Genomic DNA, 24,306 nt, shown 5'->3' with positions numbered 1-24,306 from the left:
GCGGGTATCCCGGCGGCAAGCCGCCGGGCAGGGAACGCCTTCGCTTCGCTCCGGCGAAATTCCCGCGCTTGCGCGGGAATTGAATTCCGCAAGCGGAATTCTAACGGCAAGTCAATTCGCGCAAGCGCGAATTGACGGGATTCCCGCAAGCGGGAATCCGATGGCTGACTGGGGGGCGGGTGCATCACGCGCGGCACTGTGTAGGCCCAGGAATCCCGGACTATCCCCACCCTCTCACGCTCCGTGACCTCACGCCCGGTCAAAGCCGGCACCCCCTGTCGAGCCCGGTGGACTCCGCTTCGCTCCGCCCACTCTGGTCCTCCGTCAACTCCCGAACTAAAACTATCGACAGGGGGAAGCATACCCTACCCGAGTCGATCCACGCCGGATTGTTCGATGCATCACCCTTGAGTGTGAGCGCGATCGGGAGCCCTTGTGCATCATTCTGATGCACTGTGTAGCATCAGGGATCGTGTTCCACCCCAGTAAGTGGTTCGATCCCTGCTGCTCCTGGTTAGCAAATTCGGGGATTTGGCAGGACGGAAGCTCAGAAGAACGGAAGATTGGATGGCGGGTTATTTGTACCGGGAAGGGTGGGGAATTCGGTTCCCCGAACATCGACCCTTGCGTCGTACGGGCTATGAGCGGAGGTCAGCCACCGGTATGGATCCGGCGGGGGCGGGGTCCGGAGGAGCCCCTGCCGGGGCTTCCGCGCGGCGTAGCCTCACACGTCCGGCGGAAGGGCAGTTGACCCGCCGTCCGGCCTGGCGGAGCGTAGCGGGCGCGGCGACTGCCGGATCGGCCGGAGGCCGATGCTGCCGCGCGGAGGGGGTGCCGCGAATGCCCGGGGCTGGGGGTACACCTGATGCGCTAAGAGGGATCTGACGTTTGCCCAGGTCAGGGGCATGGTCATGTAGCTAAAAGCGCAATTCGAATGTCACTTCCGGCGGTTGCGTTCCCCTATGGGGGAATCGGCCGGGGGTGGAGGGTTCGGCGTGGCGCCTTTCCCCTAGAGGGGAATCGCGGCTACTGTGCCGCGCGTACATCGTTCCCCTCTAGGGGAAAGTTCGAGGTAGGGAGGGGTATGGCCGCCCGAGTGAAGGCCGCGGTGAACACGGGCACCGGAGAGGTGCTGCAGCTGCAGCTGCTGGAGAAGGACAAGAACACCACCTACGACTGGTCGGGCGGCGGCCGGCACATCAACGTCGGCAAGGTGCTGGGGAAGTCGGTCTGGCGGGCCGACAGCGGGTACGACCAGAACGACCGCGACGTCTTCGGCTACTACCTGTTCAACTCGCCGGAGGGCGAAGCGCCTCTTCGCGAGAGCTTCCGGGAGATCGGGACGAACCTGGGGATCCGGCCGGCGCAGGTCAGCAAGTCGGTCGGCAGACTGAACGTGGGCGGCATCCTGATCGAGGCCGAGAAGATCGGCAGGGTGACGTTCTACAAGCTCAACGCCCGGGCAGCCTACGATGGCAGCGCGGTGGCGCAGCGTCTGGCGACGGCGTCCGTGCGCCACCCGGTGGTGCCGTGCCCGGCACCAAAGAAGCCCGCTCGGAAGAAGAAGGAGACCTCATGAGCTCCCCGGCCCCCGCTGAGTTCGGCGTCCGACTCCTGGAGGCGGACGAGATCAACTCCCTGCTTCTGCGGGCCAGCTCGCTGCCCGGCGCGGACTTGCGGATGCTGATGTACTTCGCGACCGCGGTGCCGGTGGGCGCGGCGGTCACCAAGACGACCACCGACATCGGCCGCGAGCTCGGGCTGAGCACCACCAGCGCGTCGCGGAGCATCGGCCGGCTCGCCGCTGGTGGCTGGCTGGAGCTCTCGCACTCTGCTGTGGGCAGCCGCTTCTACGTGCTGGGCCGGGTGGCTCTGGGCATCGAGGTGGACCAGGAGGACGAGGACGGGCAGTTGGCGCAGGTCCACCAGCTCCGGCCCCGGGCCTGAGCCCGCGTACATCGTTCCCCCAGAGGGGAAAGTCACAGCTCATAGGCCATGTGGCCAACTGGTGGTCCTTCTTGGGAGCCCGGGTTCGTTCTGCTTCGGCGGGACGGGCCCGGGCTCTCGCGCGTACATCGTTCCCCTGGAGGGGAAAGCTGCTGGTCAGGACGGTGCGCTGCTGGCGGGTGGTAGCACTGGTGGTACCGGTTCGTTCTGCGGGGGCAGAACAAGGAGCAATGCGCGTACATCGTTCCCCTGGAGGGGAAAACAGCAGGTCAGAGCGGCACGGGGCCGGTTGACGTCATCACAGGGTTGATCAGTTCGCTCTGCTCCCGCAGAACGAAGTCCGAGGGCCCGGCCGAGAACGCTCGAGGTGTTCTGGGCCGGGCCCTCGGACGTGCGGCCTGCCGGGTCAGGGGTGGGGCCGGCGGTGGCGGCCGGGCTGCCGGAAGGGTATGCAGGGCTCGATGATCGGGGTGAGCAGGAGCCGCTGGGCGTCCCGTTGCCGGCCGGTGAGCACCCGGGCGAACAGCCGGGACAGGAGCGCCTGGCGGCGGTGGGCCCCGCCTTCGCATGCCTGCGCGCAGCCGTCGCAGTGCGCGCCGGTACCGGGCAGTCGGGCGGGCAGGCGTAGCGGCGGTCGGCGTGGCCGAGCACCAGGGCGGGCAGCCGGGATGCCGCGCGGGCGGCCGGTTCGGCGTAGCAGCCGGTGCCGTCCAGGTAGGCGGCGGTGAGCCAGGCCTCGATGTAGACGCAGGCGTCGTGGTCGGTCTGGTCGGGCTCGTCCAGGAGGTCCTCGTCGCCGGGGCCGGGGGCGAGGTCGTCGAGCCGGCCTTCGCGGATCAGGCGGAGCACCTGGTCGCGGCGCGCGGTGCCGGGGGCAGTGGTGTTGTCCATCGGGTCGTCAGCCCCTTGCCTGGCAGTAGAAGTCCCAGCGGTCGCGTTCGAGGAGCAGCGAGAGGTCGAAGGCGGCCTGGGCCTGGGCGCGGTGGTCGGCGCCAGCGCAGGCCTGCGGGCAGCCCGGGAGGCCGTCGGCGGTGGGGCAGGGGTAGAGCCAGGCGGCCCGCTCGCGGACCATCGTGGGCAGTTCGGAGTGGACGTGGGTGTGGGGGTCGGCGTAGCAGCTGCGGCGGTCGGTGTAGGCAGCGGCGAGCCAGGCCTCGATCGCCAGGTAGTCCTCGGTGGTCCGGACGCCCGGGATGCGGTCGGCGAGGCGGTCGAGGACCATCTCGTCGGCCTGGGTCGGGTCCAGGGTGGCGTCCAGGGCGCCGTGGCGGTGGTGGTGCTGGAGGTGATGGAAGCGCTGGTGCAGTTGCTCGTCCAAGTCGTGGTCGTGGTGGCTGTGCCCGCAGTGGTGGTGCTGGGTCATGGTGTGGTCCTCGGTGTCGGTGCTGGTCGCGGGCAGGGTCAGAAGGACATGTCGATGTACTCGATGTCCCGGAGGCGGACCTTGAGGTTGGCGGTGCGGTTGCCTTCGTTGCGGAAGTAGGCGTCGGCGAGGGCTTCGCCGACCATGTCGGTGAGCTGGTCGTCGGTGGCGCCGGCTTCGCGGGCGGCGATGATGGCGGCCGCGTGGGTGCCGGAGATGCGCTGGGTGAGCAGGCGTGGGCGCGGGGAGTCGCTGGTGCCGGCTCCGGCGTCGAAGCCGAACACCGCGCGGGTGCTGATCGTGAACCCGGACCCTGGCCGCGCGCTGCCGGGCCTCGGCCCGCACGTCCTGCTGCCAGTGCTCGCAGGTCTCGTCCTCCAGCGCCTCCCGGGCGGCCGCACGCGGCCGGGTGACGGTTCCGGCGCGGTAGCGCTGCACGGTGCGCTGGGAGACGCCCAGGCGGGCCGCCAGGGCCTTCGTGCCGCCCGTCAGCTTCCCGAGCAGGAACCCGACCCGCCCCTGGGTGGATGCCGGGATCGGCTCGGTGAACTGGGCGCGCTCGGCGCGCTCCAGGCCGTCCGCGATCGTCCCGCGCTTCTCCCGCCCGCTAGCGGTTTCGGCGCTTATGCCGTCTATGTCTTCGTTTATGTTGTCTAGCACCCGAGCAGCGTGAAGCGGTCCGCCTGTGGACAGAGTTCCGCCATTCCGAGCACAAACGGCCCTGAATCAGGGCAACTTGGAATGTTCCGGCGCAGCGGGGCGAGGTCCGGGGAGAATCCCGGTGTGACCGCTATCGCGCTGTACGCGCCGGAGAACCAGGACGTCGTCGAGCCGGGCCGGTGCGCCGTGCCGTGGGGTGTGTGCCCGGACCACGGGGGCACCCTGCGCTCGAACGTCGACCGCGGCAGCTGGTGTACGGACCCGGTGTGCTTCAACGCCTGGCCGTACGACCGTCTCGGCGCGCTGTGCCCGGAGCCGGCCACCCACACCGTCCAGGCCGACGACGGCTCCACCGTCTACGGCGTGTGCGACGGCCATGCCATCACCGCCCGCGCGCAGATCGTCGCGGGCCGGGTCCTGCCCGGCGCGCCGGCGGCTGGTTGAACGGGGCAGAATGCACGGGTGGGCCCGTTCCCGGCAGCTCCAATGCCGGGAACGGGCCCACGTGCTTCTCCTACCGGCTGTGCGGTTCCATGCCGTCTGCCATGTCGTGCAGGTGGTGGACCGCGTCGTCCCAGCCCTGGCCGTACCAGTACGGGCCGGTCAGCGCGGTCGGCTGGTGCGGGACGGCCGCCAGCTGTACGGCGGCCTGCCTCCACGACGCGGCGACCACCGCCCGCATCCGGTCGAACTCGGCGACCAGGGCGGTCAGCTCCTCGGCGGGCGGCAGCTCGGCCTCGCCGCCGGCGGCCAGGGCGCGGCGCAGTCCGTGCGCGGCGAGGCCGGCCAGGCGCTTGGTGTCCCCGTCGGCGTCGGCCCGGACTTCGTCGGCGTAGGCGTCCAGGGCCTCGCGAAGTTCCTGCGGGGACCAGACGGTCATGTTGCCGCGGTCGGTGCGGACCATCGCTTCGAGGCGCTCTCGGGCGTTCACCGCGGCCCCGCTCAGGCCGTCGGGGCGGCGGCCCACGGGTCCGGGACGGGCGTGGCGGTGATCCACCCGGTGGGCATCTCGTACGCCATCTGCGAGGTGACGTGGCAGACGCTCGGCGTCTGGTCGCCGTCGAGCAGCACCTTCAGCCGCTGCCCGGCGGTGTCCACGATGGTGCCCGCGCGGCCGTCGTGGCGGATGCGGCCGCCGAGTTCGACGCGGATGCCGAGGCGGCTCTCCAGCGCGTAGTAGGCGCGGATGTGCTCGAGGTCGGCGGCCTGGCGCTCGTCGGGCCGCCGGCGGGCGGTCGCGAGGTGCACGCTGTTGATGTCGGTGCCGATGACGGTGTGGTGCATGGCGGCTTTCTCCAACCTGGGGTCAGTAGGAAACGTCGATCGCCTGGATTCCGGTGAATTCCACTTCCAGGTTTTCGGCGCGTGACCCGCCGTTCTGGAAATAGATTTCCTGGAATCCTTCGGCCATGATGTCGCGCATCTGTTGGTCGCCGGCGCCTTCGTCCTGGGCGGCGAAGAGGCGGTCGGCCCACTCCGGGGGCAGGTGAACGGTCAGGTGCCGCAGCCTCGGCTCGTCGGTAGTTCCGACCGGGGCGGTGTAGCCGAAGTACGCCCACACCTCCACCGTGATGCCCGTGCTGGTGGCGGCCTTCTTGCGGGCCTGGCGGCGGATGCCGGGCTGCCACACCTTCTGCAACTCGCGCAGCAGGGCCTCGCGCAGCGCGGCGCGCGGGTGCTTGCGCTCGCCCTTGAGGTAACGGCGCACGGTGTTGGGGTCGACGCCCAGGCGCTGCGCGACGGCCTTCTTGTCACCCTTGGCGGCCTTGACCAGGGCCCGCATCTGGGCCTGCGCGGACTTCGGCAGGGCCTGCGTGAAGTGCTCGGGCGCGGCCCGGTCGATGGCGTCGATGATCTCCTCCACGGTCCCCTCCTACTTCCCGTCGACGGCGTTGGCGTCGTAGCCCTTGATGTGGCGGGCCGGGTTGACGGGCTGGTCGCGCTCGAGCCAGTCGACGACGGTCAGCATCTGCTGCACGCCCTCCACCTTGGACAGGCCCGGGGTGGCACCAAGGCGGAACGTGCCGGGCAGCACCCGGCCGGCGCCGGTGAGCGGCAGGAAGTCCAGCGGCGAGGCACCCGGGGAGGCGTAAACGACGCAGTCGTTGTTCACGCCGAGCGGGTAGCGGCCGTTCGCCTTCGCCACGTTCGCCATCTTGCGGTGCATGTTCACCCGGGCCTTGGCGATGACCGCCGCCCGGATGTCCGGGCGCCAGGTCGGCCGCTCCAGCGCCGACCACGGCTCACCGGGCCTGTAGGTCAGGCCCTGCGGGCGCTCGCGCAGCTTGCCGATCCCGAACTTCACCGTCGACTTCACCGCGGACAGCACCATGGCGATCTGGTGGTGACGCCACACGGCCGAGGCGAGCTGGTCGTCGCCCAGCTCCGCCAGGTGCCCCAGACCCTCGGCGGCCAGCGCGGTGCGCAGCGCGCCAAGGTCGGTACCCGCGCTCTTGAGGAGGCGGTGGGCGGTCATCGCGGCGAGGAAGGCGCGCTCGTCGGCGTCCTTGTCGACGGGGATGCCGGCCTCGGCCATCGTGGTCACGTAGGCCTCGCGGAGCCGGTCGTGCCACGGGTCCAGGTAGGCGCCGGCCTTCTCCCGCAGGTAGGCCTCGATCGGAGCGACGTCGTGACCGAGCTCGACCGCGTACGCCACCGTGGCGGTGGTGTACCAGGCCGGGCCCTCGGGGGGCTTGCCGGTCGGGGTGAACGGGGAGGGCAGGCGCGGGTCGGCCGGAACGTGGGAGAGGTCGACGAACCAGGAACCCGGGACCTTCTTGTCGAACACCGGCCGCTGGACGTGGACGGGGCCGGACAGGCCGACGGAGAGCCGGGCGGCCGCGGCGAGGTAGGCGGTGTTGATGTCGATGCCCACCGCGAACGGCTCCACCATCTCCGCCTCGGAGAGCGTCTCCACCGGGCGGATCCACTGGTACGACTCCTCGTCCAGGAACCCGCCGGTCCAGCCCTGCGCCGCCGGGTGCTCCGTCAGCACCTCCGGCGGCGCCGCCTCGTAGACCTCGGTCAGCGCGCCCGGATTCGGCGCGGACACCCACCCGCCCGTCGCCTCGTCGCGCACCGCCCGCGTCGGCGGGCGCAGCGCGGTCATCAGCTCCAGACCGCAGGTCGCGGTGGAACCGCGCGGGGTGATGACCCGCTGGGCGTAGATCCCGAGCACGCGGGCCAGGTCCGGGGCCGGCAGGTCCGCCGCCGCACCCCAGGCCCGGGTGTCCAGGGCCCGCCACGGCAGGACCGCGAGCTGCACGCACTGCCGGCGCCCGTCCTTGACCGGCCGGTAGATCCGCGCCCACGGGCCGAACCCGCGGCGGGTGAGCTGCCACTTCGCGCGGGCCAGCGCCTTGACCACCTTGTGGTCCTCCGGCAGCCGCTGCGAGCGCCGGGTCGCCGGGTCGTCGTCCAGCGTGGCCGGCAGACCGAACCTCTCGGCGGCCGCCGCAGTCAGCACGACAAGCGGGTCGCCATCCCGGCCATTGCGGTGCAACCGCGCCGTACCCAGACCCGACTCCGTCAGCGCCCACGTCACCAGCTGCGCCAGCGTCGTCGCCGGGCACTCCAGCAACAGCCCGCCGACCCCGTACGCGGTGCCGTCCCCGTCCAGCACCACCAGCGGCCCGTTCGGGAACTGCCCGTCGAAGTACGGCGCCGGCCGCGCCGCACGGCGCAGCACCGGCCCACCCGCACGCGCCGCGGCAGGCCGGGACGCCGGGACGGACGGCGCCTGCGGGGCGTCCCCGGCGGTCTCCACCACCGCGTCGGCAGCCGGCTCCGGCGCGCTCTCCACCGGCGCCGGGGCAGGCGCCGGAGCGAACGCGGCCGGCACCTGGTCGACCGTCGAGGCAGCCGGGACGCTCTCCGGGGCCGGATACTTCGCCGCCCAGCCCTCCAGCAGCCTGACGTACGCCTCCAGGCGCGGCGGCTTCGGGGCCGAACGGCCGTTCTCGTAGTTCTTCACCGTCTGCACCGTCGACTGCAGCACCTTCGCCAGCTGCGCCTGGGTCACCCCGGCGGCCTCCCGAAGGCGCGCACGCTCGGCCGGCTCCGGCAGCTGCGGCCCGGGCTCCTCCCCGGCCAGCAGCGCGTCCACCGCCGCGAACAACTCGTCCTGCGTGGGCATGAAGCCTCACCTCCAGGACCAACCTAACACATCATTAGCCACCTCGGTTACCCAATTTCATTGACCCATTAATTTAACCCTTGTTGAATATGGTTTTCAGATTGGCGCTCGCTGATCCCGCCAGTGCGCGAACAGCTCCAGCCAGTGCCACCGCGCCCGGCTCGGCACCGCCCACGCCGCAGACGGCAGTGCCCCCGCGAGGTCCTCCAGCACGATCCGTACCGCCAGGTCGAGCCAGCCGGCCATGTAGCCGTAGCGCAGCAACAGCTCCCGCAGCTCCTGGTCCGTTGCCGACAGTTCCTCGTCGTCGCGCCAGTGTGCGGCGCGGAACTGCTCCGCTGTCAGCGGCCGGCTCAGCAGCACCGGCACCGCCAGCTCGGCGAAGGCATGGTCCCTGGCCTCATGGCGGCTCATGTCGACGGGCCGCGCAGCTGCTGGTGGAGCTCCCGGGCGCCCTCGGTGGAATCGGCGACCACGACCAGGGCGCGGGGCACGGGGCTGTTGACCCCGTCGTCGGGCTCGCGCGTCCCCCGCACCCACCGCGGCGCGGGCCCGGCCGCCAGCCGCGTCCGGTGCCGCTCGGCCTCCTCGTCGTCGCACAGCGGCCCGATCTTCGTCCACTCCCGCGTGCGGATCGTCGCCTCCCGCGTCACCGGCGCCCAGTACACGTACGGCAGCACCAGCCGCTCGTGCACCGCCCGCAGTCGCCGCTCGTACTCCTCGGCCGTCAGCCCGAGATAGGCGAAGTCCTCGGCGTACTTCTCCAGCTCCACGGCCCCGGCACGCCACAGCGCCCGGTGCAGGTCCCCCGCCAGGCTCTGGAACATCCTCGCGGGCAAGCGCAGCGCCGCCTCCAGCGACCCGAGCCGGGAATTGCAGCGCCGGCACAGCGCACCGCGCACCTCGTGCGAGACGTGGTCGTGGTCGATCTGCACCGACGGCCTGGCGCACAACCCGCACCGCGGGTGCTTCGCCAGGAACGCGGCCTTCGCCTCCGACGACATCCGGTGGTACTCCACGGCGACCTCTCGCAATCGTAATATGACGTTGCGTGACAAGCGATGGCAGTCGGTACCGACAGCAGCATCGCCCGGCCGTGGACCGGACCCCGTCTCCCCGTTCGCGCCCGAGGCACCCCGGCGGCACCGTAGCTTGTCCGAGGGGCTGCTCTCCGACCGGACGTGTTCGGGCGGTCCCCGGTCGAGGAAGGCAGACCAGAGCCTGAGACAGGACGATCAAGTGGCGAGTGACCAGGATCCCGCGTTGGCGGTGCGATGCCCGCAGTGCAAGGCCCAGCCGGGCGTCATGTGCGGCGGTCGCAGCAGTGTCCATCCCGTACGGCGCGGTGCGGCCCGCGGCGGCCTCCCCACCCCGCGTCCCTACCAGCCGGCCGTTCCCGCGGCCGCCGTCCGCGCGCCGTGGGACGGCTACACCGGCCCGGACACCCCGTGCTGGGACGACGACTTCAGCAGGCCCGGCCCGACCGAACTCCGCGCCTCCGCCCTGGGGCCCGGCGAGCACGAGATCCTGTGCTGCGCCGAGCTACGGACCGAGGACGGCTGCCCCGTCTGCGACCGGGCCTGCTGGCTGTGTGATACGCGCGCGGGCCGGGCCTGCCGCAGCATCCCGTCGACGCGACGGATTGCCGGCGTCGCCCACGTCGCCCGCCTGTGGGACCTCGGCTGGGAGGAGACCGAGGACTACCTCGACGCGATGACCCGCCCCTGTCCCCACTGCCAGGCCCAGACCGGGCAACTCTGCCGCTCAGTCCCCAGAACCGACACACGCGCCCACCTCGCCCGACGCCCCCACCGGCAACGCTGCTGAGCCCGCTCCGGAGCAGGCACCGCGCACCACCGTCGACTGCTGGGACTGCAAGGCCACCATCCCTCTCCGGCACAGCCCCCGGCGGCGACCGACCGGCCCATCACAGTGAGGCCCGGCGCCCCTTCCCAGCGGCCGGGCCTCACCTTCGTGCGCCGGCCCTACTCGGCGTCGGCCTTCGGCGGAACCGGGACCGAACCGCGGCGGGGCCCGCCCTTCCGGATCCCGCGGTGGCGCAGCGCGCGGACGGCGAGGACGGTGTTCGCCGCCCCGGTGGCGGTGAGGCCGAGGTTGCGGGCGAGGGCGGCGAGGTAGTCGGCCTGGGGGCCGGCCGGGTCGGTGAGGGCTTCGGTGAGGAACTGGAGTACGGGCGTCATCGCGCCCTCCTTCGGGAGAGGAGTCGTCCTTCACCCCTTCGAGGCGCGCGGAGTCCACTGGACAGGACCCGGGCGCGAGAAACGTGTAGGGCCTGGGGCTTCCCTCAGGATCGAGGGTGGAAATTCGTTCCTGATATTGGGCGGCCCCGGGCTGGTCCGGCGCGGGGGCGTGCCGGACCAGCGGCGGTGTCAGCTCAGGCCGGCGTACTCCTCGAGGCGGTCGGCCAGGCGGCGGTCGGGGCAGGAGACCAGGCCGTCGGTGTCGTCGCCGGTGTGCATCACCAGCCGGTCGACCTCGCGGGCCAGTACGCCGACGGGAGCGGCGGCCGCGGCGGTGCGGGCGTCCATGGCGATGGGGGCGGTGCGGAAGTAATCGGGCATGCCGGGGACCGCGGGGGCGGGGACGCCGGGAGCGAGGCCTTCGGCGGCCTGGACGGACTGCTCGAACCACAACCGGGCCTCGCCGATCTCCCCGCGACCGAGGTGGTGGAGGTACAGGCACCAGGCGGAGATGCGGTCGCGGGCGCCGGCGCCGATTTTCCACCAGAACTCCGCGCTGACCGGGTGCCCGGCCAGGTAGAGGACGCAGCCGAAGAGGCGGAAGCCCTCGATCTCCTGGGTGATGTCCTCGACCCGTCCCCGGTGGCGCGGGCGACGGCGACCGGAGCCCGCGGCGGCCGGCTGCTCAACCAGGTCCGCGAGGTCGGCGAGCGCGGCCAGGTCGGCGATCCGGGCGAGGGGCGTGGTGCTGAGCTCGGTGGCGACCACCGCCTCCAGGCACTGCCGGGCCTGCTGCTGCTCGGCCCACCAGCCCGGCGGCGGCTGCTGGCCGCGGCGGATCCGGGCGACGTCGGCGGAGATGCGGCGCAGCTCGGCGGGGACGTCGAAGGCGTCGTCCGGCTCGACGGCGCCGGCGGGTGCGGTGGGGGTGGGGATGAGGTCGTGGAGGATGTGTTCGGGGTTCATCGGTCGGCTCCTTCGCGGCGGGGCCCGGGGAGGTCGGCGGTGCGGCGCAGGACGTGGCGGTCGGTCAGCAGGCGTTCGAGGCCGGTGAGCGCGCGGCGGTGGTGGTAGTCGACGGTGCGGGGGTGGATGCCGAGGATCTGGGCGGTGTATTCGGCGGTGTAGCCCATGGTGGTGCGCAGGATGAAGGTGTCGCACTGGCGGGCGGGCAGGTCGGCGAGGGCGGCATAGAGGCCGGCGCCGCCTTCGACGCGGGCGAGGGCCTGGTGCATCTGGTCGAGCTTGCGGCGGGCCTGGCGCAGGCGGGTGGCGAGCTCGTTCTCCCGCCGCAGGCGGTGCACCCGGTACATGACGGCGCCGGTGAGGACGTCCCAGGTGTGGGCTTCGAAGTCGGGGCCGGCGAGGACCTGGTCCCAGTTCAGGGCGAGGTGGGTGAAGACCTCGCGCACCACTTCGTCGCCGACCGCCTGGTCGCCGAGCATCTCGGCGGCGTAGCGGCGGAAGGCCTTGTTCTTGACGAGGAAGTAGGCCTCGAAGTCGAGCGGGAGGTCGACGGGCTCGTGCACGGCGGGGCCTATCCCGTTGCCGGTGAAGGTGTCGTCGTTCATCGGGCCGCTCCTGCTCGGGACAGCGCCGCGGCGTCCGCGGCGCCGGGTGCCGGTCGTCGGCGGTCGCAGGTGCGGACAGGCCGCCCGAGGGCGGCGGCCGTGTCATGGTGGACGTCCATCTGACTCTTTCGGTCGGATACGGCGTCAGGTCCTGCACGCCGAGGCAACGTTGTGGTCTACCTCCACACAACCAAATGACCCTGCCCGTTCACGCATACGGCCCACAGCAATCTCACCCTAAGATCACAAACGTCAACTCACAGTGACCAGTGGTTCGGGCGGGCGCGCCAACTCCAGCCCAGGGCAGGCCAGTCGAACATTCCTTTCCGCATTCAAATAGGCACGAAGAGTAGCGAATGTGAGCGGCATCACTTCTCCGTGCTCCGACTTCCTGACCGAGTCGATCGCCGGCCGACAGCTCGACCCCGAGCACGGGCTCCTGGTCGCCCGGTGACGTCTCCCCGGCCGGCGGACGGACCCGGCCGCGCGCAGCCGCTCATCCGGGCCGAAGATCTGCTCGTCAACCTTCAGGCTTCGGCACGCCGCCCGCCGGGCGACGGACCATCACCGCCCTGCGGCCGGCTGCTAGCCGTAGACCATGATCACTTCGAACGGGTGGCGCCGCGGCGCTACCGCGCTGACCGCCACCGCCCTCGCCCTGCTCACCGTCCCTGCCCAGGCCGCCCCCGTACCCACCGCCGCGCACCGCGTGTCCGGCGAGACGGTGACCACCACGTTCTTCGCCGCGATCGACGCGCTCGACGTCGCGGACGAGCGCCGCGACGGCTACACCCGCACCGCCTACAAGCACTGGACCGACGCCGACCGCAACGGCTGCAACGCCCGAAAGGACACGATCATCGCCGAGGCCGTCCAGGCCCCGGAGGTGGGCCCCGGCTGTACCCTCACCGGCGGCGAGTGGTTCTCCCCGTACGACGACGTCACCGTCACCGACGCCGCTGGCCTTGACGTCGACCACGCCGTACCGCTTGCAGAAAATTGGGACTCCGGCGGCTACGCCTGGACGGCGAAGGAGCGCGAGCAGTACGCCAACGACCTGTCCGATCCGAGGACCCTGATCGCGGTCACCGCCCGCTCGAACAGGCAGAAGGCCGACAAGGACGTCGCCGAGTGGCTGCCGATCGCAGGCTACCAGTGCCGCTACACCGAGGACTGGGTCGCGGTGAAGACCCGCTGGCATCTGTCCGTCGACCCCGCCGAACTCGCCGCCCTCCACCGCATCGCGGCCGGCTGTGAGGACGTACCGATCACCGTCGTCCTCGCACGCTGACCACCCGGACCGCTCCCGCCCGCCACCGGCCGGCGGAACCTCCAGGGCACCGGCCGGGCTTCGTGCCGCAGGCCGGCGATGGTCGGTGCCCTGAGTGTTCCTGCTCCCGGTGACTACCCGAAGACGGCGGCGCGCCCTGGCCCGGACGCCGGACCTTCGGCGAGGGCAGCGCCGTCGGGCGCGGCGGTGACGGTTCCGTCTGCGGCCGGCAGCCACAGCTCCGCGCTGCGGGAACGGACCGCCGAGCCGCGCCCGGTGACCGTCACCCGCGCCCGCCGTCCGGTGAGCTTCCCCCACCCGTCGCCGAGTCCGGACCACCGGCTCGCCGTCAGCTGAAGGCGCAGGTGGGCGCCGGGCCAGGGGCCGGGGGTGAGCAGGACGGTGCCGGTGCGGCGAAGGTGGGCGGCGAGCCGGTCCAGGGCGCGCGGCGAAACTCCGGCCGGGGCGGCGGCGAGGACGACGGGGCAGGCGGCGGCGAGCGCGGTGATGACCTCGGTGGCGTGTTCGCCAGGGTGGTCGGCGACGGCCAGGCGGCGCAGGTCGAGGCCGTAGCCGGCGGCCGAGGCGAGGCCGAGGTCGGGCAGGCCGACCGCGGCGGTCCAGGCGTGCGGGTCTGCGGTCGCCGGTCCGGCGGCGAGCGCGAGCAGCAGGCTCATGTCGGTGGCCTCGGTGATGGTGCCCTTCGCCAGGCCGCCGTGCGGCAGGAGGCCGGCGAGCGGGGCCAGGACCGGCAGCACGGCGGCCCGCGCCTCGCGGGCCCGGGCGGCCGGTGACGTCGCCTCGAGGAGGTCGGCCAGCTGCGGTCGACCGGCCAGCGGAGCGGCTTGCGCCGCCGCGGTGGTCACCCCGTCTCCGAAGTGGTGGTGTCTTCGGTCGTCGGCGCGGCATCCGCCAGGGCGGCATCGTCGGCCAGCAGCGGCTGGACGGTGACGCCGTCGGCGATCAGCCAGGCCGCCGCCTTGTCCTCGCCCCAGCGGGCGTGGGTGATCCATGGTCCGGTGCCGAGCCTGCGCCGGACGGTGAGCAGCGCCGAGCGCCACCCGCCCCCGGCACGCACCCACGCGAGGCGCCAGCACTGCTCGGCCGGGTCCGTAGCGGCCGGCCCGGCGAGTTCGGGCGGCACGACGACCGCGTCCCGCCAGACGCCGTAGTACGGCGCTCCAGCGGGTGGCCGGTCGGTGGGCTCGGGCAGAGGGCGGATGCGGTCCTCGTCGAACAGGAACCAGCCCCACCCCTCCCCCTGGTCGTCGGGTGCCCACCGGACGTGGACCACCCACAGCGCACTGCCCGGCGGGCGCCGCCACACCGTGAGCATCCCCGGGCGCCACCGGCCCCCGTGGCGGATCTCCACCAGCCTCCACCGCCTCACATCGCGGTAGTACCCGGGCAGCGTCATCAGTTCCCGGGGTGCCCGCTCGGCATCGCCCAGCGCGGGCTCGGGGCGCATGGGGCGGGAGAACGGGACAGCCGACGTCATAGAACTATTGTTCGATAACTTCTTTGAGTGATCAAACGTCAGCTCCGGCCACCGCCGACCCGGCCCGCCGTGGAAAGGAGCAGCTCACTCACCCCTTCGGCCTTCGGCAGGGAGGTGCGAGTCTGGCCCGCCAGCATCGCAACACCCCCGACACCCGAGCGGTGGCGCGGTCGCAACCAGAACCTGCCCGCGCGGCCGACCAGTCGTAGAGTCCGAGGCGATGACAGGCCAGAGCGACTTCGACCGGATCGCCGACGAGCTCTACACCCTCGCTCCCGGCGAGTTCACCGCCGCCCGCAACCGGCACGCCGATGCGCTGAAGACGACCGACCGGTCCCTCGCCGCACGCATCCGGGCGCTGCGCCGCCCCACCCGGGCCGCGTGGGCTGCCAACCAGCTCGCCCGCCATCACGAAGACCTTGTCGCCGACCTCCTCGGCCTCGGGCGGGACCTGCGGGCCGCCCAAGAGCAGTTCGCCGGTGACCGGCTCCGCGCGCTCGGCGAGCGGCGCCGGCAGCTGGTGCGGGAGCTGCTCGGCCGGGCGCGGCGGGATGCGGAGGACGCCGGGCACCCGCTGGGCACGGAGGCCGCTGAGGAGGTGGAGCGGACGTTGGGCGCGGCGCTTGCGGATCCGGACGCCGCCGAGGCCTTCGCCGCAGGCCGCCTCGCTGCCGCCTTGGAGCCGGTGGCCTGGCCCGGCACCGCAGGCAACGGGCCCGGCGCCGGTGCGGCGGAGGCGGTGCCCGGGCCGGCTGCCCCGGAGCGGAGGAGACCGGCGCCCGCGCGCGGCACCCGGCCACCGGATGCCGGGTCGGCGTCGGCGCGCCGGGCGGCCGGTGGAGCGGACGGCGCGGGGAAGCGGGCCGAGGCCGAGCAAAGCCGGCGCGACCGGGAACGCGAGCGGGTGCTGAAGCAGGCGCGCAAGGAAGCAGAGGCGGCGGAGCGGGCCGGGCGGGAAGCAGGCGGCCTGCGCAATACTGCCGAGCGAGTGCTCTTCCAGGCCGAGTCCGCTCGGCAGTCGGCGCGCGACGAGACCGAGCAGGCCCGGGAGGCACTCGCCGCCGCCGAGCGGCGCGACGAGCGCGCCCGGGAGGATCTCGCCCGGGCCGAGGACCGCGCGCTGGCCGCTCACGAGGAGGCCGGGCAGGCCCGGGACCGGGCGAGGCGGGCGGACGAGGCCGCCCTGGCCACGGCCGAGAAGCTGCGCGAGCTGGAGTCCGGCGGCCGGCGGGAGCGGTAGGAGTCGGTCGGGGGCCTGGCCCCAGGGTTGCGGTTGGTTTGGTGGCCAGCTGTTGGTGCAGGCGCCCGGTAGGGCGTCGTCGCTGCCTCCGAGCGGGGCCCAGCAGGGCGGCGGCGCCCGTCGGCCCAGTCCCGCGTGCGCGCTGCCGGGCGTGCGGTGACGCTGGCGGTGAGCCGTCTGCAGCCGACCGCAGGCGCGCGGTGCGGTGCGGTGCGAGGAAGGAGGCCGTGATGGCCCGACCCGTGTGGACCGGGGTGCTGAGCTTCGGCCTGGTGACCGTGCCGGTCGCCCTCTACACCGCCACGTCCTCGCACGACGTGCGCTTCCACCAGCTGCAGCGCGGGACCTCCGATCGGGTCCGCAACAAGCGCGTCAACGAGCGCACGAACGAAGAGGTCGAGTTCTCGGACATCGTGAAGGGCTACGAGGTCGCCGAGGGCGAGTACGTGATCGTCGAACCGGAGGAACTGGAGCAGATCTCCCCCGGGCGCTCGCGCACGATCGACATCGCCGGCTTCGTCGACCTCGCCGACGTCGACCCGATCTTCTTCGACAAGACCTACTACCTCGGCCCCCGCGGCAAGGAGTACCAGAAGGTGTACGCCCTGCTCGTCGAAGCGCTCGACCACGCGGGAAAGGCCGGGCTGGCGATGTTCGCGATGCGCGGCAAGGAGTACCTGACTGCCGTGCGCTCCGAGAACGGCCTGCTGGAGCTGCACACCATGCACTTCGCCGACGAGGTCCGCGACGCGCGCACCGAGGTCGGCGACCTGCCGGAGAAGACCAAGCTCTCCGCCCAGGAGATCAAGACGGCCGAGCAGCTGATCGGCATGCTCGCGATCGACTGGAAGCCCGAGGAGTGGCGCGACACCTACGAGGAGCAGGTGAAGAAGCTGGTGGAGGACAAGCTCGCCGGCCGCGAGATCGCCGTCTCCACCGGCCCCGCACCGGAGGCCACAAACGTCATCGACCTCATGGACGTCCTGCGCCGCAGCCTCGAAGGCGCCCGCAGACCCGCCGCCGAAGGACCAGCCAGGCAGCCGAAGAAGACCGCCGACCGGACCAGTGCCGCCCGCACCGGCCACTCCCCCAAGGCGGCCGGCGGCAAGAAGAGCACCTCCACCAAGGCCTCCACCGGCAAGAGCACCTCGAAGCGCACCAGTGCCACCGGCAAGCGCCAGCTGTCCCAGCTCACCAAGACCGAGCTTTACCAGCGCGCCACGGACCTCGACATCCAGGGGCGCTCCACCATGACCCGCGACCAGCTCCAGCACGCCCTCGAACACGCTGGCCGGCCACGCCGGGCCGCGTCCTGAACGGCCACGGGGCGGGCCGGGTACACCGACGATGTCGCGGGTGGGTGCGTGAGCTGCTCGGGGCCGCCCGTCGGCAGTGGCCGTGCCGACGGTAGCGTCCGCAGCGTTGGCCCGGTACAGGCCGAGCTGGGACGCCGCGCATGAGCGCCGGAGCCGAGCACGGCGCTGTAATTCACTCAGCACTCGCATTTGACTCTGACTTACGCAGGACGCTGGTCAAGGGGTCAGCCGGTGGCAGCCTGCTTGGCCTGCAACGACCGGGGCCGGTGACCGAGCTGGCGAAGCGGAACGGATGGCGCCGTCTGGAATTCGGACTTCATCCGACGACCATGCTGGCGTTGAGCGTCTCCATGGGGGTTCTGCGGGCTACGGTCAGGATGGCAGCTGGATCCGGCTGGGACACTGCGGTGAACTTTCGCAGGCAGCAGGGACAGCGATCGAGGTCTGCATGTGGGTCGAATCGAAATGGGCCCACCGTCACCATTCGGGCCTCAATGCGCTGCTGGTTCAAGTTGGCAGCAAGGTTGTGCATGGCCCTGCCGAGTCGCAGGAGGTGCGTGCTGCGCATCAACTGGACCTTCCGCTGGGTCTTCCCCTCTCGTTCCCATGCGACTTCAGCGGGATCGTACGAGGTCTGGCAGTAGGTGTTAACCAGGCCGGTGAGCGCCGCCAAGTCGACGCCGGTCATGCGGGAGCTGCGGCATCCGTACTCAAACGCAACCCTGACCTCTGCCGCTTCCGGTCTGCGGTAGTCGGCAGCGGTGGCCGACCGGCCGATGTGCGGGAAGATCTCAACAAGCTGTTCCCACAGCCAGTGCTGCTCCATGGTGGCCACGAGCCGCACACCGTATGAGTGGTAGCAGTTGCTGTCCGGCCAGTCGACCTCCTCCGCAAGAGGCAGGCTGGCCACTGCCCGCCGAATACTCCCGAGATCACTTCGAGGTCGCCTCAGAGCGGCCGCGAGGGCATTCCAGCGGAGGAGTACCGGGTAGGGCTCTGGGCCCTGGGCCTTCTGCAGCACCTTCACGATGTCCATCTGGAGGGGGCCGATTCTGCGACTCATGCACCGGATCATGGCGATCCGCCGAAGGTTGAGACAGCTTCCACGCCAGACCTTCGCCCGAAGGTGTGGGCGGGCGACACCCAGATTGCCATCGGAATGGATAGCTCATCGAGAAGCGCTCGCCGCCGCACCCCTTCGACGTCCTGCGAGCATCTTTACGGCGTAAAGGCGCCCACTCCCCCGCTCGGGCGGCGCCTGAGGATAGTCTCCTATCCGAGTTGCACCACCACCCCCGGAGATCTCGTGTCACAACCCACCCCTGGCCTGCAGAACAACCTATCCCTCGCAGAGCGGCGCCGCCTGAGGCAGCAACAGCAGCAGGCGCAGCCGGGAGCGGGTCCGAAGGTGACGGCGCTGCTGAGCGAGCTGGTAGCGAATCCTGCGAACCCACGGGCAGAGTTGCCGCGCGTGGAGGAATTGGCCGACAGCATCAGGCAGGGCGGGATCGCCCAGTCCCTGACAGTCGTCCCGGCCTCGGTCTATGCGGGGGCCTACCCGGAGCACGCGGACAGGGTCACCGCGGTGCCCTTCGTTGTCGTCAACGGGAACCGCCGGCTGGCCGCCGCGGCGATGGCGGCGCTGGACGAAGTGCCGATCCACGTCAACAACACTGCGACGACCCGCACCGAGATCCTGGTCCTCGCGCTGACGGAGAACATCCAGCGCGAGGACCTGTCCCCGATGGAGGAGCTCGAAACGATCGAGGAGCTCAAGGTGCTCCTGGGGACCTATGCCGCGGTGGCGGTGGCACTGGGCAAGAGCGAGGGATGGGTCTCGCAGCGGCGGCGCCTGGCCAATCTCGCGCCCGATGTCCTCGCCGCCTTCAAGGCTGGCGGCATGACGATCGAGCAGGCCCGGGAGCTCGGCAAGATCAAGGATCACGCGGCCCAGGGCAAGGCATGGACAGATCTTCAGGGCGAGGGGGCCGCGAGGTCGGCGAAGAAGGATGCGCCCCGTAGGGGCAGGAAGACGACCAAGGTTCCCCGTCAGGACGCAATCGGCCCCGACAAGGACCCGGCTTCCGCCGCCCGCCACGCCGCGTGCCAGGCGGCACTGACTGGCACCCCCGCCGACGACACCGCCGTGGTGCTCTCCGCTCTCAAGAACCCGGCCAGCGACGACGGCACGGCCGAGTGGCTCGCCGGACAGTGGCTTGTCGCCGTGAACGGCAGCGTCGAGGCCGAACCCTCCTTCGCCTCCGCGGTCGAGGCGAACCCCCGACAGGCCGTCCTGGCGCTCGCCCTCGCCCAGTGCGAGCTGCGTATGACCGGCGCCCCGGCGCGCGTCGACCGGCCCTATATCGGATGGCTGGTCGAGCACGCCGCCTACGAGGCGACGGCCGCCGAGCTGCGCCTGCTGGAAGACGACCCCGCCTTTACGGCGTAAAGATCCGGAGACAACGATGACTACCTCTGACACCTTCCTCCAGATCCCGGCGGACACAGGCCGCAAGACCCGCGTGATCGTGGCCGTGAACGAGAGTGGCGGATCAGTGAAGACCACCACGGTCAGCGCCCTCGCCGCGGCTGCCGCCGCCGAAGGTCTGCTCGTGCTGGCCATCGAGGCGGACAGTCAGCGCGACCTGGCCCACATCCTCGGTTATGACGACCCGGACGCGGACGAGAACATCGCCACGCTCTGGGACGTGGTCGACGGCCTCGCCACTCTAGACGAGGCGGCCATCCCTGCACGCCGCGGCGAGGGCGGCCCCACCATCCCCGGACTGTGGCTCGTCCCTGGATCGCGCAACCTCAAGGAACTGGACGACAAACTTGCGGGCGCCATGCTCCGCGAGATGTGGTTCAGCCGGCTGATGCCCGCTGTCATGGGCCGCTTCGACGTGATCTTCATCGACTGCCCCGGCGACCTGAAGCTCACCACCAAGGGCGCCCTGCTCGCCGACAAGGACCGCGTCGAGGTCATGGCCTGCGTGAAGTCACAGGAGAAGGAGGCCCGGGCCCTCACAGAGCTCGAGTCCACCCTCGCCGCAATGAACAAGGCCTTCGGCCCGCTCGGCATCAACCTCGGGATCGACTGGATCGTGATAGGAGAATCGGTCTCCCACGAGAGTCAGGGCAAGGTCTACAGCGACTCAGAGGTCCAGCTCCGCGAGGCCTACGGCGAGCTGGTGCTGAGTCCGTCAGTGCGCCGCAGCACGAAGGTCGCCGAGGCCTACTCCGCACAGACGGCCCTCCCGATCTACGCGCCGGCCAGCGCACCCGCGATCGAGTACCGGGGGATCGCTGCGGGCATGGGCCTCACCAAGGAGACCTTTACGGCGTAAAGATCCGGAAATGCAGATGGGCCCGCTTCCCCCCGGTACGAAGTCCTGGGGGAAGCGGGCCCATCTGTGTCTTGAAGATCAGGCCGGGACGAGAGCACTGGCGTAGTCGAGGCCGATCGCATGGCTGACGGTGGCGAGAGTGTCGGTCCAGTCACCGGCGTGATGGATGGCGCGGTCGTCCACGTACGCGGCCGCGCCGAGTTTGGTGTTGGTGACCAGGATGGGACCGCCCACTACGGTCCAGTACGCCCTCGCGGGATTGGGGTCGACGAAGGCCTCCAGGCCGGAGTACCAGGTGACCCAGTCTGCGATCTCGGGCAGCCAACGCTGCGGGCGGGCCGTGTAGACGAAGACCGCACGGTGCTGGGCAAGCAGGCGCAGCGCGTCGATGGCGCCGGGCTGGGGCAGGGCGATGCGGCCGCCAAGCCAGGGGCCGGGACGGGTGAGGGTGCCGTCCAGGTCCAGGCCGACGGCGTGGCTGGCGGGGCTGTCGGGGGTGGGGGAGATGACGGGTCGGTGCACGTGCTCCTCCATCGGGTGGGCGGCCTACAGGAGGCGGAGCTGGTTCTTGTCCGGCTGTTCGGGGGTGTCCTCGGTTCGGGCCTGGGCGCGGGCGGTGTCGTGGGCGTCGTCGGCGCGGTCGCAGACCAGGCGGCCGTCGGGCAGCTCGTCCCATTCGCGGCGGCCGACGGCGTCGGCGGCCGCGGCCTCGGCGCTGGTGTGGTGGGGAATGTACTCGTCCTCGACGAGGTCGCCGCAGACGGAGCACTTCGCGGTCCAGCACAGCGAGGGGACGGCGATGCCGGCGCCCGGGCGGGCCGCGCCTTCGCGGCGCCAGGCGTAGCCGTGGTGGAGGACCAGGGCGTGGCTGACGGGTTGGAGCGGGGAGCCGTCGTCGAGGTCGGTGGCCAGGGCGTTGTGTTCGGCGGCGGCCATCAGCGCGGTGACGAGGTCGGGCATCGGCAGCAGGCTGTCGGGGCCGGTGAGCCACAGCTCCCAGGTCTGGTCCGGGGTGCCGGGGCGCAGCCGCTGGTCGGGGTCGGTGGTGAAGAGGCCTCGGCGGGCGGCCGGGGTGGGGGCGGGGGTGGTGGTCATGTCCGGGTGTCTCCTTCGGCGGGTCGGCCCCGGCTCGCTGGGGTGCGGGTCGGGGCCGGGGTGGGGGCGGGCGGTCAGGTGGGGCGGGTGGCGGCCGGGAGCGGCCGGCTACAGCAGGCCGGCGGCGTGGGCCTCGGCCTCCTGGTCAACGTCCTCGTCCTCGTTGTCCTCGTCGGCCTGGTCGTCGCCGTCGGCGGCCGGGCCGCGGAGCTCGGCGATGGCGAGGTCCTTGCCGAGGGCGGCCCAGAGGGTTCCGGCGGCGAGGGCGAGGGTGATGCGGATCTCCGTCGGGCGGGCGGTGAGGGTGCGGTAGGTGGTGAGGCCGGCGGCGGCGCCGGCGGTGACGGTGGCGATGCTGTCGGCGGTATCGAGGGCGGTGCGGGCCAGGCGGGTGCGCAGGGTATCGGTCACGGGTGCCTCCGAAGGGGGCGCGGGGTGGGTGTCGGCCGGGCGGCCGCGCCGCCCACCACGGCGCCCCGCCTGCCGGGCCTGGCTGGCCGGTGGGCGGGGTGCGGTGGTGGGCAGCGTCAGCGCCCGGTGCGGTGGTGGCGGATCTCGTCCCAGCCCTCACGGGGGAGAAGGTCACGGGCGTCGCGGGCCATCCGGTGCTGGTAGCGCAGGACGTCCTCGGGCACCCGCGCCTCGGCGCTGCGCTGCGCGTTGCGCGCGAGGCAGTCCGGGAGGGGGAGGTCGAGGTGGATCGCGACGGCCCGGCAGCCGTGCTGGTGCGCCAGCTCCACCAGCTGCGCCCGGTGAGCTGCTTCGATGGAGGTGTTGTCGACGTAGGTCGTCAGGCCTCGGCGCAGCCGCATGGTGAGGATGTGGTGCTGGAGGAGGACGGCGTCGGGGGTGGCGCTCTGGTCGCCCGGTTCGGAAACGGCGGCGCGCAGCCGGTCGAGGGAGACGATCCGGTGGGCGGGAATCCCGGCGGCGGCGAGCAGCGTGGTCTTGCCGGAGGCGCCGGCGCCGATCACGGCGACGAGGTCGCCGGCGGCCCGGACGGCGTCCAGGGCTCGGGTCTGGGCGGTCGTCATGCTGGTGGTCTCCCGGGTGGTGTGGGTTGGTGGGTCATCGGGCGAGGACGGCGGCGGCGATGGTCTCGAAGCCGTGGTGGCAGGCGGCGTCCATGCGGGCCGCGCCGTTGATGCCGTGGTCGGCGAGCCGGTAGAACGCGCCCTTGCCGGTGGCGTCGGCGAACCGCTGGAGAACGCCGTTCGGCACCCTTCGGTCGATCGCGTAGTGCGTCAGGCCGCTGATCGCGAGGGCGGCGGCGACCTGGCCGGGGCGCAGGCGCAGGCCGAGCGCGCGGGCGCCGAGGAGGAGGGCGGCGGCCTGGGTGGCGGTGTAGGTGAGACAGTGGATCGCGCAGGCCCGGCGGCCGGCGGCGGTGCCGTGCGTCGCGATGACCTGTCCGTCGTCGTTGAGGACTTTGGCGGGGGCGGCGTCGGTGGCGCCCTTGGTGCGCGCGCAGTGGTCGCTCTGGACGAGGTGGTCACCGATGTCCGCTCCGGCGCGGAGCAGGGCGTAGGCGGCGGCGAAGCGGGCGGTGCGGGCGGTGTTCATGGGTACCTCCGGGTCGTGGTCGGCCGGACAGCTGGCGCCGGGCGCCGCCGAGCACCGCCCCTGCGGCCGGGCTGGCCAGGGAGCGGTGCTCGGTGGTGGGAAGGTTCAGCGCCCGGACTCGTGGCACTCGCAGTTCGGGACGGACTGCCAGCCGTCGGGGGTGCGCCGGCCGCTGGGGCCGGCGCCGGGGATGCCGCTGCCGCCGCAGGTGGTGCAGGAGGCGTCGGCTCCCGGGTCGAGCGCCCACTCCAGGCCGCAGGTCCGGCAGCGGGCGCAGGCCGCGAAGTCGTCGGTGTTGCGGATCGGTTCGCCGTACTCCTCGGCGCCGGGCGTGTGGCAGCGCGGGCAGGTGACCGTGTACAGCCGGGCGCGGGCCCGGGCGTAGGCGAGGGGGTCGGCGGGGACCGCGAGCAGCGCCTGGTGGCAGGCGGCCTCGATCTCGGCGACCTGGTGGGCCAGACCGAGCGCCTGGTCGCGGGTGTGCGGGTAGGCGGCGGCGCGGCCGATGTCCCGTACCGGCCGCCAGCCCTCGCCCTCGATCCAGGCGCGCAGGCCGACCAGGGCGCCGTCGGTCACCGCCCAGCCGGTGCCGGTCTCGTCGCGGCGCACGACGACCTCGCCGTACCCGCCGACCGGGCCTTGGGGGATCGGCACACGGAACTCCACGGCAAGCGCCAGCTGCTCCTCCGAGGACAGGGTGCTGTTCATCCTTCTCCTTCGTTCGTGCGTGGGGTTCGTGTCTCTGGTCAGCCGGTGGTGGACGGGCGGGCGCGCCGCGCACCACGGCGCCCCGCTTCCCGGGCCTGGCTGGCCGGTGGGCGGGGCGCGGTGGTGCGCAGCGTCAGCACCCGGGCGGGGCCGAGCTGTTCAGGCCGCGTGTCGGGCGGCGGTGACCAGAGCGGAGGCTGGGCGGCGAGCGCGGCCATCAGGGCGGTGACGGCCCCGATCCGCTCCCGCCGCAGTTCGTGGACGGCGTCGCCGACCGCGCGCCGGCGGTAGGGCCGGGCGCGGGGGGGGCCCGGTGGGTAAAACCGCCCGGCGGGGATACCGGGGGCTATACAATGTTAAAAAATACGAGGGGAAGGTTCGACAACGGGCCG

31 protein-coding genes are annotated in these 24,306 nt (G+C 72.1%); 10 read left to right on the top strand and 21 right to left on the bottom strand.

All coding sequences use genetic code 11. The features are described 5' to 3' along the window. Window positions 1-1,084 precede the first annotated feature (1,084 nt). Complete coding sequence (locus tag ACFU9E_RS30880; RefSeq protein WP_380291306.1) at window positions 1,085-1,579, top strand: transcriptional regulator; 495 nt, start codon at window positions 1,085-1,087, stop codon at window positions 1,577-1,579. Beyond that, the gene (locus ACFU9E_RS30875) at window positions 1,576-1,947 is read left to right on the top strand and encodes a MarR family transcriptional regulator (RefSeq protein WP_380291304.1); all 372 of its coding nucleotides are present in this window, start codon (window positions 1,576-1,578) and stop codon (window positions 1,945-1,947) included. Before ACFU9E_RS30880 ends, ACFU9E_RS30875 begins: the two co-directional genes overlap by 4 nt. Window positions 1,948-2,103: 156 nt before the next feature. Here ACFU9E_RS30875 and ACFU9E_RS30870 read toward each other — a convergent pair whose 3' ends face one another. Genes ACFU9E_RS30870 through ACFU9E_RS30860 form a run of 3 tightly spaced genes read right to left on the bottom strand, consistent with a single transcriptional unit; the run spans window position 2,104 to window position 3,594 of the window. After that, window positions 2,104-2,838: a hypothetical protein gene (locus tag ACFU9E_RS30870; RefSeq protein ID WP_380688986.1), complete on the bottom strand. Its 735-nt coding sequence runs from the start codon at window positions 2,836-2,838 to the stop codon at window positions 2,104-2,106. 7 nt (window positions 2,839-2,845) lie between these two features. After that, entirely contained in the window at window positions 2,846-3,310 is a 465-nt protein-coding gene (locus ACFU9E_RS30865) for a hypothetical protein (RefSeq protein WP_380688988.1), read from the bottom strand. A gap of 38 nt (window positions 3,311-3,348) precedes the next feature. Beyond that, a complete protein-coding gene (locus tag ACFU9E_RS30860) occupies window positions 3,349-3,594 on the bottom strand; it encodes a hypothetical protein (RefSeq protein WP_380688990.1) in 246 nt (81 codons plus the stop codon). A 7-nt stretch (window positions 3,595-3,601) separates the two neighbouring features. Between ACFU9E_RS30860 and ACFU9E_RS30855 the strand changes: the two genes are divergently transcribed. Both ACFU9E_RS30855 and ACFU9E_RS30850 read left to right on the top strand, forming a co-directional pair. Then, entirely contained in the window at window positions 3,602-3,967 is a 366-nt protein-coding gene (locus ACFU9E_RS30855; protein ID WP_380688992.1) for a hypothetical protein, read from the top strand. A gap of 126 nt (window positions 3,968-4,093) precedes the next feature. Further along, window positions 4,094-4,414, top strand: coding sequence for a hypothetical protein (locus ACFU9E_RS30850; RefSeq protein WP_380688994.1), 321 nt, complete (start codon window positions 4,094-4,096; stop codon window positions 4,412-4,414). A gap of 70 nt (window positions 4,415-4,484) precedes the next feature. Here the strand turns inward: ACFU9E_RS30850 and ACFU9E_RS30845 are convergent, their stop codons facing one another. From ACFU9E_RS30845 to ACFU9E_RS30820, 6 genes are all read right to left on the bottom strand, one after another. Beyond that, a complete protein-coding gene (locus tag ACFU9E_RS30845; RefSeq protein ID WP_380682867.1) occupies window positions 4,485-4,901 on the bottom strand; it encodes a hypothetical protein in 417 nt (138 codons plus the stop codon). 11 nt (window positions 4,902-4,912) lie between these two features. Beyond that, window positions 4,913-5,254, bottom strand: coding sequence for a hypothetical protein (locus tag ACFU9E_RS30840; protein ID WP_380682868.1), 342 nt, complete (start codon window positions 5,252-5,254; stop codon window positions 4,913-4,915). Window positions 5,255-5,276: 22 nt separating this feature from the next. Beyond that, window positions 5,277-5,834, bottom strand: a complete 558-nt coding sequence (gene tpg, locus ACFU9E_RS30835) for a telomere-protecting terminal protein Tpg (RefSeq protein WP_380682869.1) — start codon at window positions 5,832-5,834, stop codon at window positions 5,277-5,279. A 9-nt stretch (window positions 5,835-5,843) separates the two neighbouring features. Beyond that, a complete protein-coding gene (gene tap / locus ACFU9E_RS30830) occupies window positions 5,844-8,105 on the bottom strand; it encodes a telomere-associated protein Tap (RefSeq protein ID WP_380682871.1) in 2,262 nt (753 codons plus the stop codon). A 96-nt stretch (window positions 8,106-8,201) separates the two neighbouring features. Continuing rightward, a complete protein-coding gene (locus ACFU9E_RS30825) occupies window positions 8,202-8,519 on the bottom strand; it encodes a hypothetical protein (protein ID WP_380682873.1) in 318 nt (105 codons plus the stop codon). After that, the gene (locus tag ACFU9E_RS30820) at window positions 8,516-9,124 is read right to left on the bottom strand and encodes an endonuclease domain-containing protein (protein WP_380682874.1); all 609 of its coding nucleotides are present in this window, start codon (window positions 9,122-9,124) and stop codon (window positions 8,516-8,518) included. Before ACFU9E_RS30820 ends, ACFU9E_RS30825 begins: the two co-directional genes overlap by 4 nt. Before the next feature lie 220 nt (window positions 9,125-9,344). Between ACFU9E_RS30820 and ACFU9E_RS30815 the strand changes: the two genes are divergently transcribed. Continuing rightward, window positions 9,345-9,932: a hypothetical protein gene (locus tag ACFU9E_RS30815; RefSeq protein WP_380682875.1), complete on the top strand. Its 588-nt coding sequence runs from the start codon at window positions 9,345-9,347 to the stop codon at window positions 9,930-9,932. Window positions 9,933-10,090: 158 nt separating this feature from the next. Here the strand turns inward: ACFU9E_RS30815 and ACFU9E_RS30810 are convergent, their stop codons facing one another. The 3 genes from ACFU9E_RS30810 to ACFU9E_RS30800 form a co-directional block, all read right to left on the bottom strand. Beyond that, complete coding sequence (locus tag ACFU9E_RS30810; protein WP_380682876.1) at window positions 10,091-10,306, bottom strand: hypothetical protein; 216 nt, start codon at window positions 10,304-10,306, stop codon at window positions 10,091-10,093. Window positions 10,307-10,495: 189 nt separating this feature from the next. Then, window positions 10,496-11,272, bottom strand: a complete 777-nt coding sequence (locus ACFU9E_RS30805) for a hypothetical protein (protein WP_380682877.1) — start codon at window positions 11,270-11,272, stop codon at window positions 10,496-10,498. Continuing rightward, window positions 11,269-11,877, bottom strand: a complete 609-nt coding sequence (locus ACFU9E_RS30800; protein WP_380682878.1) for an RNA polymerase sigma factor — start codon at window positions 11,875-11,877, stop codon at window positions 11,269-11,271. Before ACFU9E_RS30800 ends, ACFU9E_RS30805 begins: the two co-directional genes overlap by 4 nt. Before the next feature lie 598 nt (window positions 11,878-12,475). On the opposite strand from ACFU9E_RS30800, the gene ACFU9E_RS30795 reads away from it, so the two are divergent. Then, window positions 12,476-13,168 (top strand): HNH endonuclease family protein, encoded by a 693-nt coding sequence (locus tag ACFU9E_RS30795; RefSeq protein WP_380682880.1) that lies wholly within the window; start codon window positions 12,476-12,478, stop codon window positions 13,166-13,168. 113 nt (window positions 13,169-13,281) lie between these two features. Here the strand turns inward: ACFU9E_RS30795 and ACFU9E_RS30790 are convergent, their stop codons facing one another. Continuing rightward, entirely contained in the window at window positions 13,282-14,013 is a 732-nt protein-coding gene (locus ACFU9E_RS30790; protein WP_380682883.1) for a hypothetical protein, read from the bottom strand. Beyond that, a complete protein-coding gene (locus ACFU9E_RS30785; RefSeq protein WP_380682884.1) occupies window positions 14,010-14,645 on the bottom strand; it encodes a hypothetical protein in 636 nt (211 codons plus the stop codon). The genes ACFU9E_RS30790 and ACFU9E_RS30785 overlap by 4 nt, the downstream gene beginning before the upstream one ends. Before the next feature lie 220 nt (window positions 14,646-14,865). Between ACFU9E_RS30785 and ACFU9E_RS30780 the strand changes: the two genes are divergently transcribed. Both ACFU9E_RS30780 and ACFU9E_RS30775 read left to right on the top strand, forming a co-directional pair. Then, window positions 14,866-15,885, top strand: a complete 1,020-nt coding sequence (locus ACFU9E_RS30780) for a hypothetical protein (RefSeq protein WP_380682885.1) — start codon at window positions 14,866-14,868, stop codon at window positions 15,883-15,885. 230 nt (window positions 15,886-16,115) lie between these two features. Next, a complete protein-coding gene (locus ACFU9E_RS30775) occupies window positions 16,116-17,201 on the top strand; it encodes a Ku protein (protein WP_380682886.1) in 1,086 nt (361 codons plus the stop codon). Between the two features lie 316 nt (window positions 17,202-17,517). Here ACFU9E_RS30775 and ACFU9E_RS30770 read toward each other — a convergent pair whose 3' ends face one another. Next, window positions 17,518-18,237 carry a hypothetical protein gene (locus ACFU9E_RS30770; RefSeq protein WP_380682887.1) on the bottom strand — a complete coding sequence of 240 codons (720 nt, stop codon included), beginning with the start codon at window positions 18,235-18,237 and terminating at the stop codon, window positions 17,518-17,520. Between the two features lie 372 nt (window positions 18,238-18,609). Here ACFU9E_RS30770 and ACFU9E_RS30765 point away from each other — a divergent pair, with 372 nt between their 5' ends. Further along, window positions 18,610-19,650: a ParB/RepB/Spo0J family partition protein gene (locus ACFU9E_RS30765; protein ID WP_380682888.1), complete on the top strand. Its 1,041-nt coding sequence runs from the start codon at window positions 18,610-18,612 to the stop codon at window positions 19,648-19,650. Window positions 19,651-19,666: 16 nt separating this feature from the next. Then, the gene (locus ACFU9E_RS30760) at window positions 19,667-20,548 is read left to right on the top strand and encodes a ParA family protein (RefSeq protein WP_380682889.1); all 882 of its coding nucleotides are present in this window, start codon (window positions 19,667-19,669) and stop codon (window positions 20,546-20,548) included. 78 nt (window positions 20,549-20,626) lie between these two features. On the opposite strand, the gene ACFU9E_RS30755 is transcribed toward ACFU9E_RS30760, so the two are convergent. The 6 genes from ACFU9E_RS30755 to ACFU9E_RS30730 all read right to left on the bottom strand — a co-directional run bounded on the left by ACFU9E_RS30755 (window position 20,627) and on the right by ACFU9E_RS30730 (window position 23,914). Next, window positions 20,627-21,070, bottom strand: a complete 444-nt coding sequence (locus tag ACFU9E_RS30755; protein ID WP_380682890.1) for a hypothetical protein — start codon at window positions 21,068-21,070, stop codon at window positions 20,627-20,629. Between the two features lie 24 nt (window positions 21,071-21,094). After that, window positions 21,095-21,643, bottom strand: a complete 549-nt coding sequence (locus ACFU9E_RS30750; protein ID WP_380682891.1) for a hypothetical protein — start codon at window positions 21,641-21,643, stop codon at window positions 21,095-21,097. A gap of 108 nt (window positions 21,644-21,751) precedes the next feature. After that, window positions 21,752-22,054: a hypothetical protein gene (locus ACFU9E_RS30745; RefSeq protein ID WP_380682892.1), complete on the bottom strand. Its 303-nt coding sequence runs from the start codon at window positions 22,052-22,054 to the stop codon at window positions 21,752-21,754. A 116-nt stretch (window positions 22,055-22,170) separates the two neighbouring features. Then, entirely contained in the window at window positions 22,171-22,677 is a 507-nt protein-coding gene (locus tag ACFU9E_RS30740) for an AAA family ATPase (RefSeq protein WP_380682893.1), read from the bottom strand. 34 nt (window positions 22,678-22,711) lie between these two features. Beyond that, the gene (locus ACFU9E_RS30735; RefSeq protein ID WP_380682894.1) at window positions 22,712-23,206 is read right to left on the bottom strand and encodes a hypothetical protein; all 495 of its coding nucleotides are present in this window, start codon (window positions 23,204-23,206) and stop codon (window positions 22,712-22,714) included. Between the two features lie 105 nt (window positions 23,207-23,311). Beyond that, the gene (locus ACFU9E_RS30730) at window positions 23,312-23,914 is read right to left on the bottom strand and encodes a hypothetical protein (protein ID WP_380682895.1); all 603 of its coding nucleotides are present in this window, start codon (window positions 23,912-23,914) and stop codon (window positions 23,312-23,314) included. Window positions 23,915-24,306: the final 392 nt, after the last annotated feature.

The organism is Kitasatospora sp. NPDC057595 (assembly GCF_042800875.1).
Taxonomy (GTDB): domain Bacteria; phylum Actinomycetota; class Actinomycetes; order Streptomycetales; family Streptomycetaceae; genus Kitasatospora.
This window is presented reverse-complemented; position numbering and strand designations above follow the sequence as displayed.

Excerpts from the sequence above, each read along its gene's own strand:
- ACFU9E_RS30880 (WP_380291306.1), top strand. The coding sequence starts at position 1,085 with ATGGCCGCCCGAGTGAAGGCCGCGGTGAACACGGGCACCGGAGAGGTG.
- ACFU9E_RS30875 (WP_380291304.1), top strand. The coding sequence starts at position 1,576 with ATGAGCTCCCCGGCCCCCGCTGAGTTCGGCGTCCGACTCCTGGAGGCG.
- ACFU9E_RS30870 (WP_380688986.1), bottom strand. The coding sequence starts at position 2,838 with ATGGACAACACCACTGCCCCCGGCACCGCGCGCCGCGACCAGGTGCTC.
- ACFU9E_RS30865 (WP_380688988.1), bottom strand. The coding sequence starts at position 3,310 with ATGACCCAGCACCACCACTGCGGGCACAGCCACCACGACCACGACTTG.
- ACFU9E_RS30840 (WP_380682868.1), bottom strand. The coding sequence starts at position 5,254 with ATGCACCACACCGTCATCGGCACCGACATCAACAGCGTGCACCTCGCG.
- tap (WP_380682871.1), bottom strand. The coding sequence starts at position 8,105 with ATGCCCACGCAGGACGAGTTGTTCGCGGCGGTGGACGCGCTGCTGGCC.
- ACFU9E_RS30825 (WP_380682873.1), bottom strand. The coding sequence starts at position 8,519 with ATGAGCCGCCATGAGGCCAGGGACCATGCCTTCGCCGAGCTGGCGGTG.
- ACFU9E_RS30810 (WP_380682876.1), bottom strand. The coding sequence starts at position 10,306 with ATGACGCCCGTACTCCAGTTCCTCACCGAAGCCCTCACCGACCCGGCC.
- ACFU9E_RS30805 (WP_380682877.1), bottom strand. The coding sequence starts at position 11,272 with ATGAACCCCGAACACATCCTCCACGACCTCATCCCCACCCCCACCGCA.
- ACFU9E_RS30800 (WP_380682878.1), bottom strand. The coding sequence starts at position 11,877 with ATGAACGACGACACCTTCACCGGCAACGGGATAGGCCCCGCCGTGCAC.
- ACFU9E_RS30795 (WP_380682880.1), top strand. The coding sequence starts at position 12,476 with ATGATCACTTCGAACGGGTGGCGCCGCGGCGCTACCGCGCTGACCGCC.
- ACFU9E_RS30785 (WP_380682884.1), bottom strand. The coding sequence starts at position 14,645 with ATGACGTCGGCTGTCCCGTTCTCCCGCCCCATGCGCCCCGAGCCCGCG.
- ACFU9E_RS30780 (WP_380682885.1), top strand. The coding sequence starts at position 14,866 with ATGACAGGCCAGAGCGACTTCGACCGGATCGCCGACGAGCTCTACACC.
- ACFU9E_RS30775 (WP_380682886.1), top strand. The coding sequence starts at position 16,116 with ATGGCCCGACCCGTGTGGACCGGGGTGCTGAGCTTCGGCCTGGTGACC.
- ACFU9E_RS30770 (WP_380682887.1), bottom strand. The coding sequence starts at position 18,237 with ATGGACATCGTGAAGGTGCTGCAGAAGGCCCAGGGCCCAGAGCCCTAC.
- ACFU9E_RS30760 (WP_380682889.1), top strand. The coding sequence starts at position 19,667 with ATGACTACCTCTGACACCTTCCTCCAGATCCCGGCGGACACAGGCCGC.
- ACFU9E_RS30750 (WP_380682891.1), bottom strand. The coding sequence starts at position 21,643 with ATGACCACCACCCCCGCCCCCACCCCGGCCGCCCGCCGAGGCCTCTTC.
- ACFU9E_RS30740 (WP_380682893.1), bottom strand. The coding sequence starts at position 22,677 with ATGACGACCGCCCAGACCCGAGCCCTGGACGCCGTCCGGGCCGCCGGC.
- ACFU9E_RS30735 (WP_380682894.1), bottom strand. The coding sequence starts at position 23,206 with ATGAACACCGCCCGCACCGCCCGCTTCGCCGCCGCCTACGCCCTGCTC.
- ACFU9E_RS30730 (WP_380682895.1), bottom strand. The coding sequence starts at position 23,914 with ATGAACAGCACCCTGTCCTCGGAGGAGCAGCTGGCGCTTGCCGTGGAG.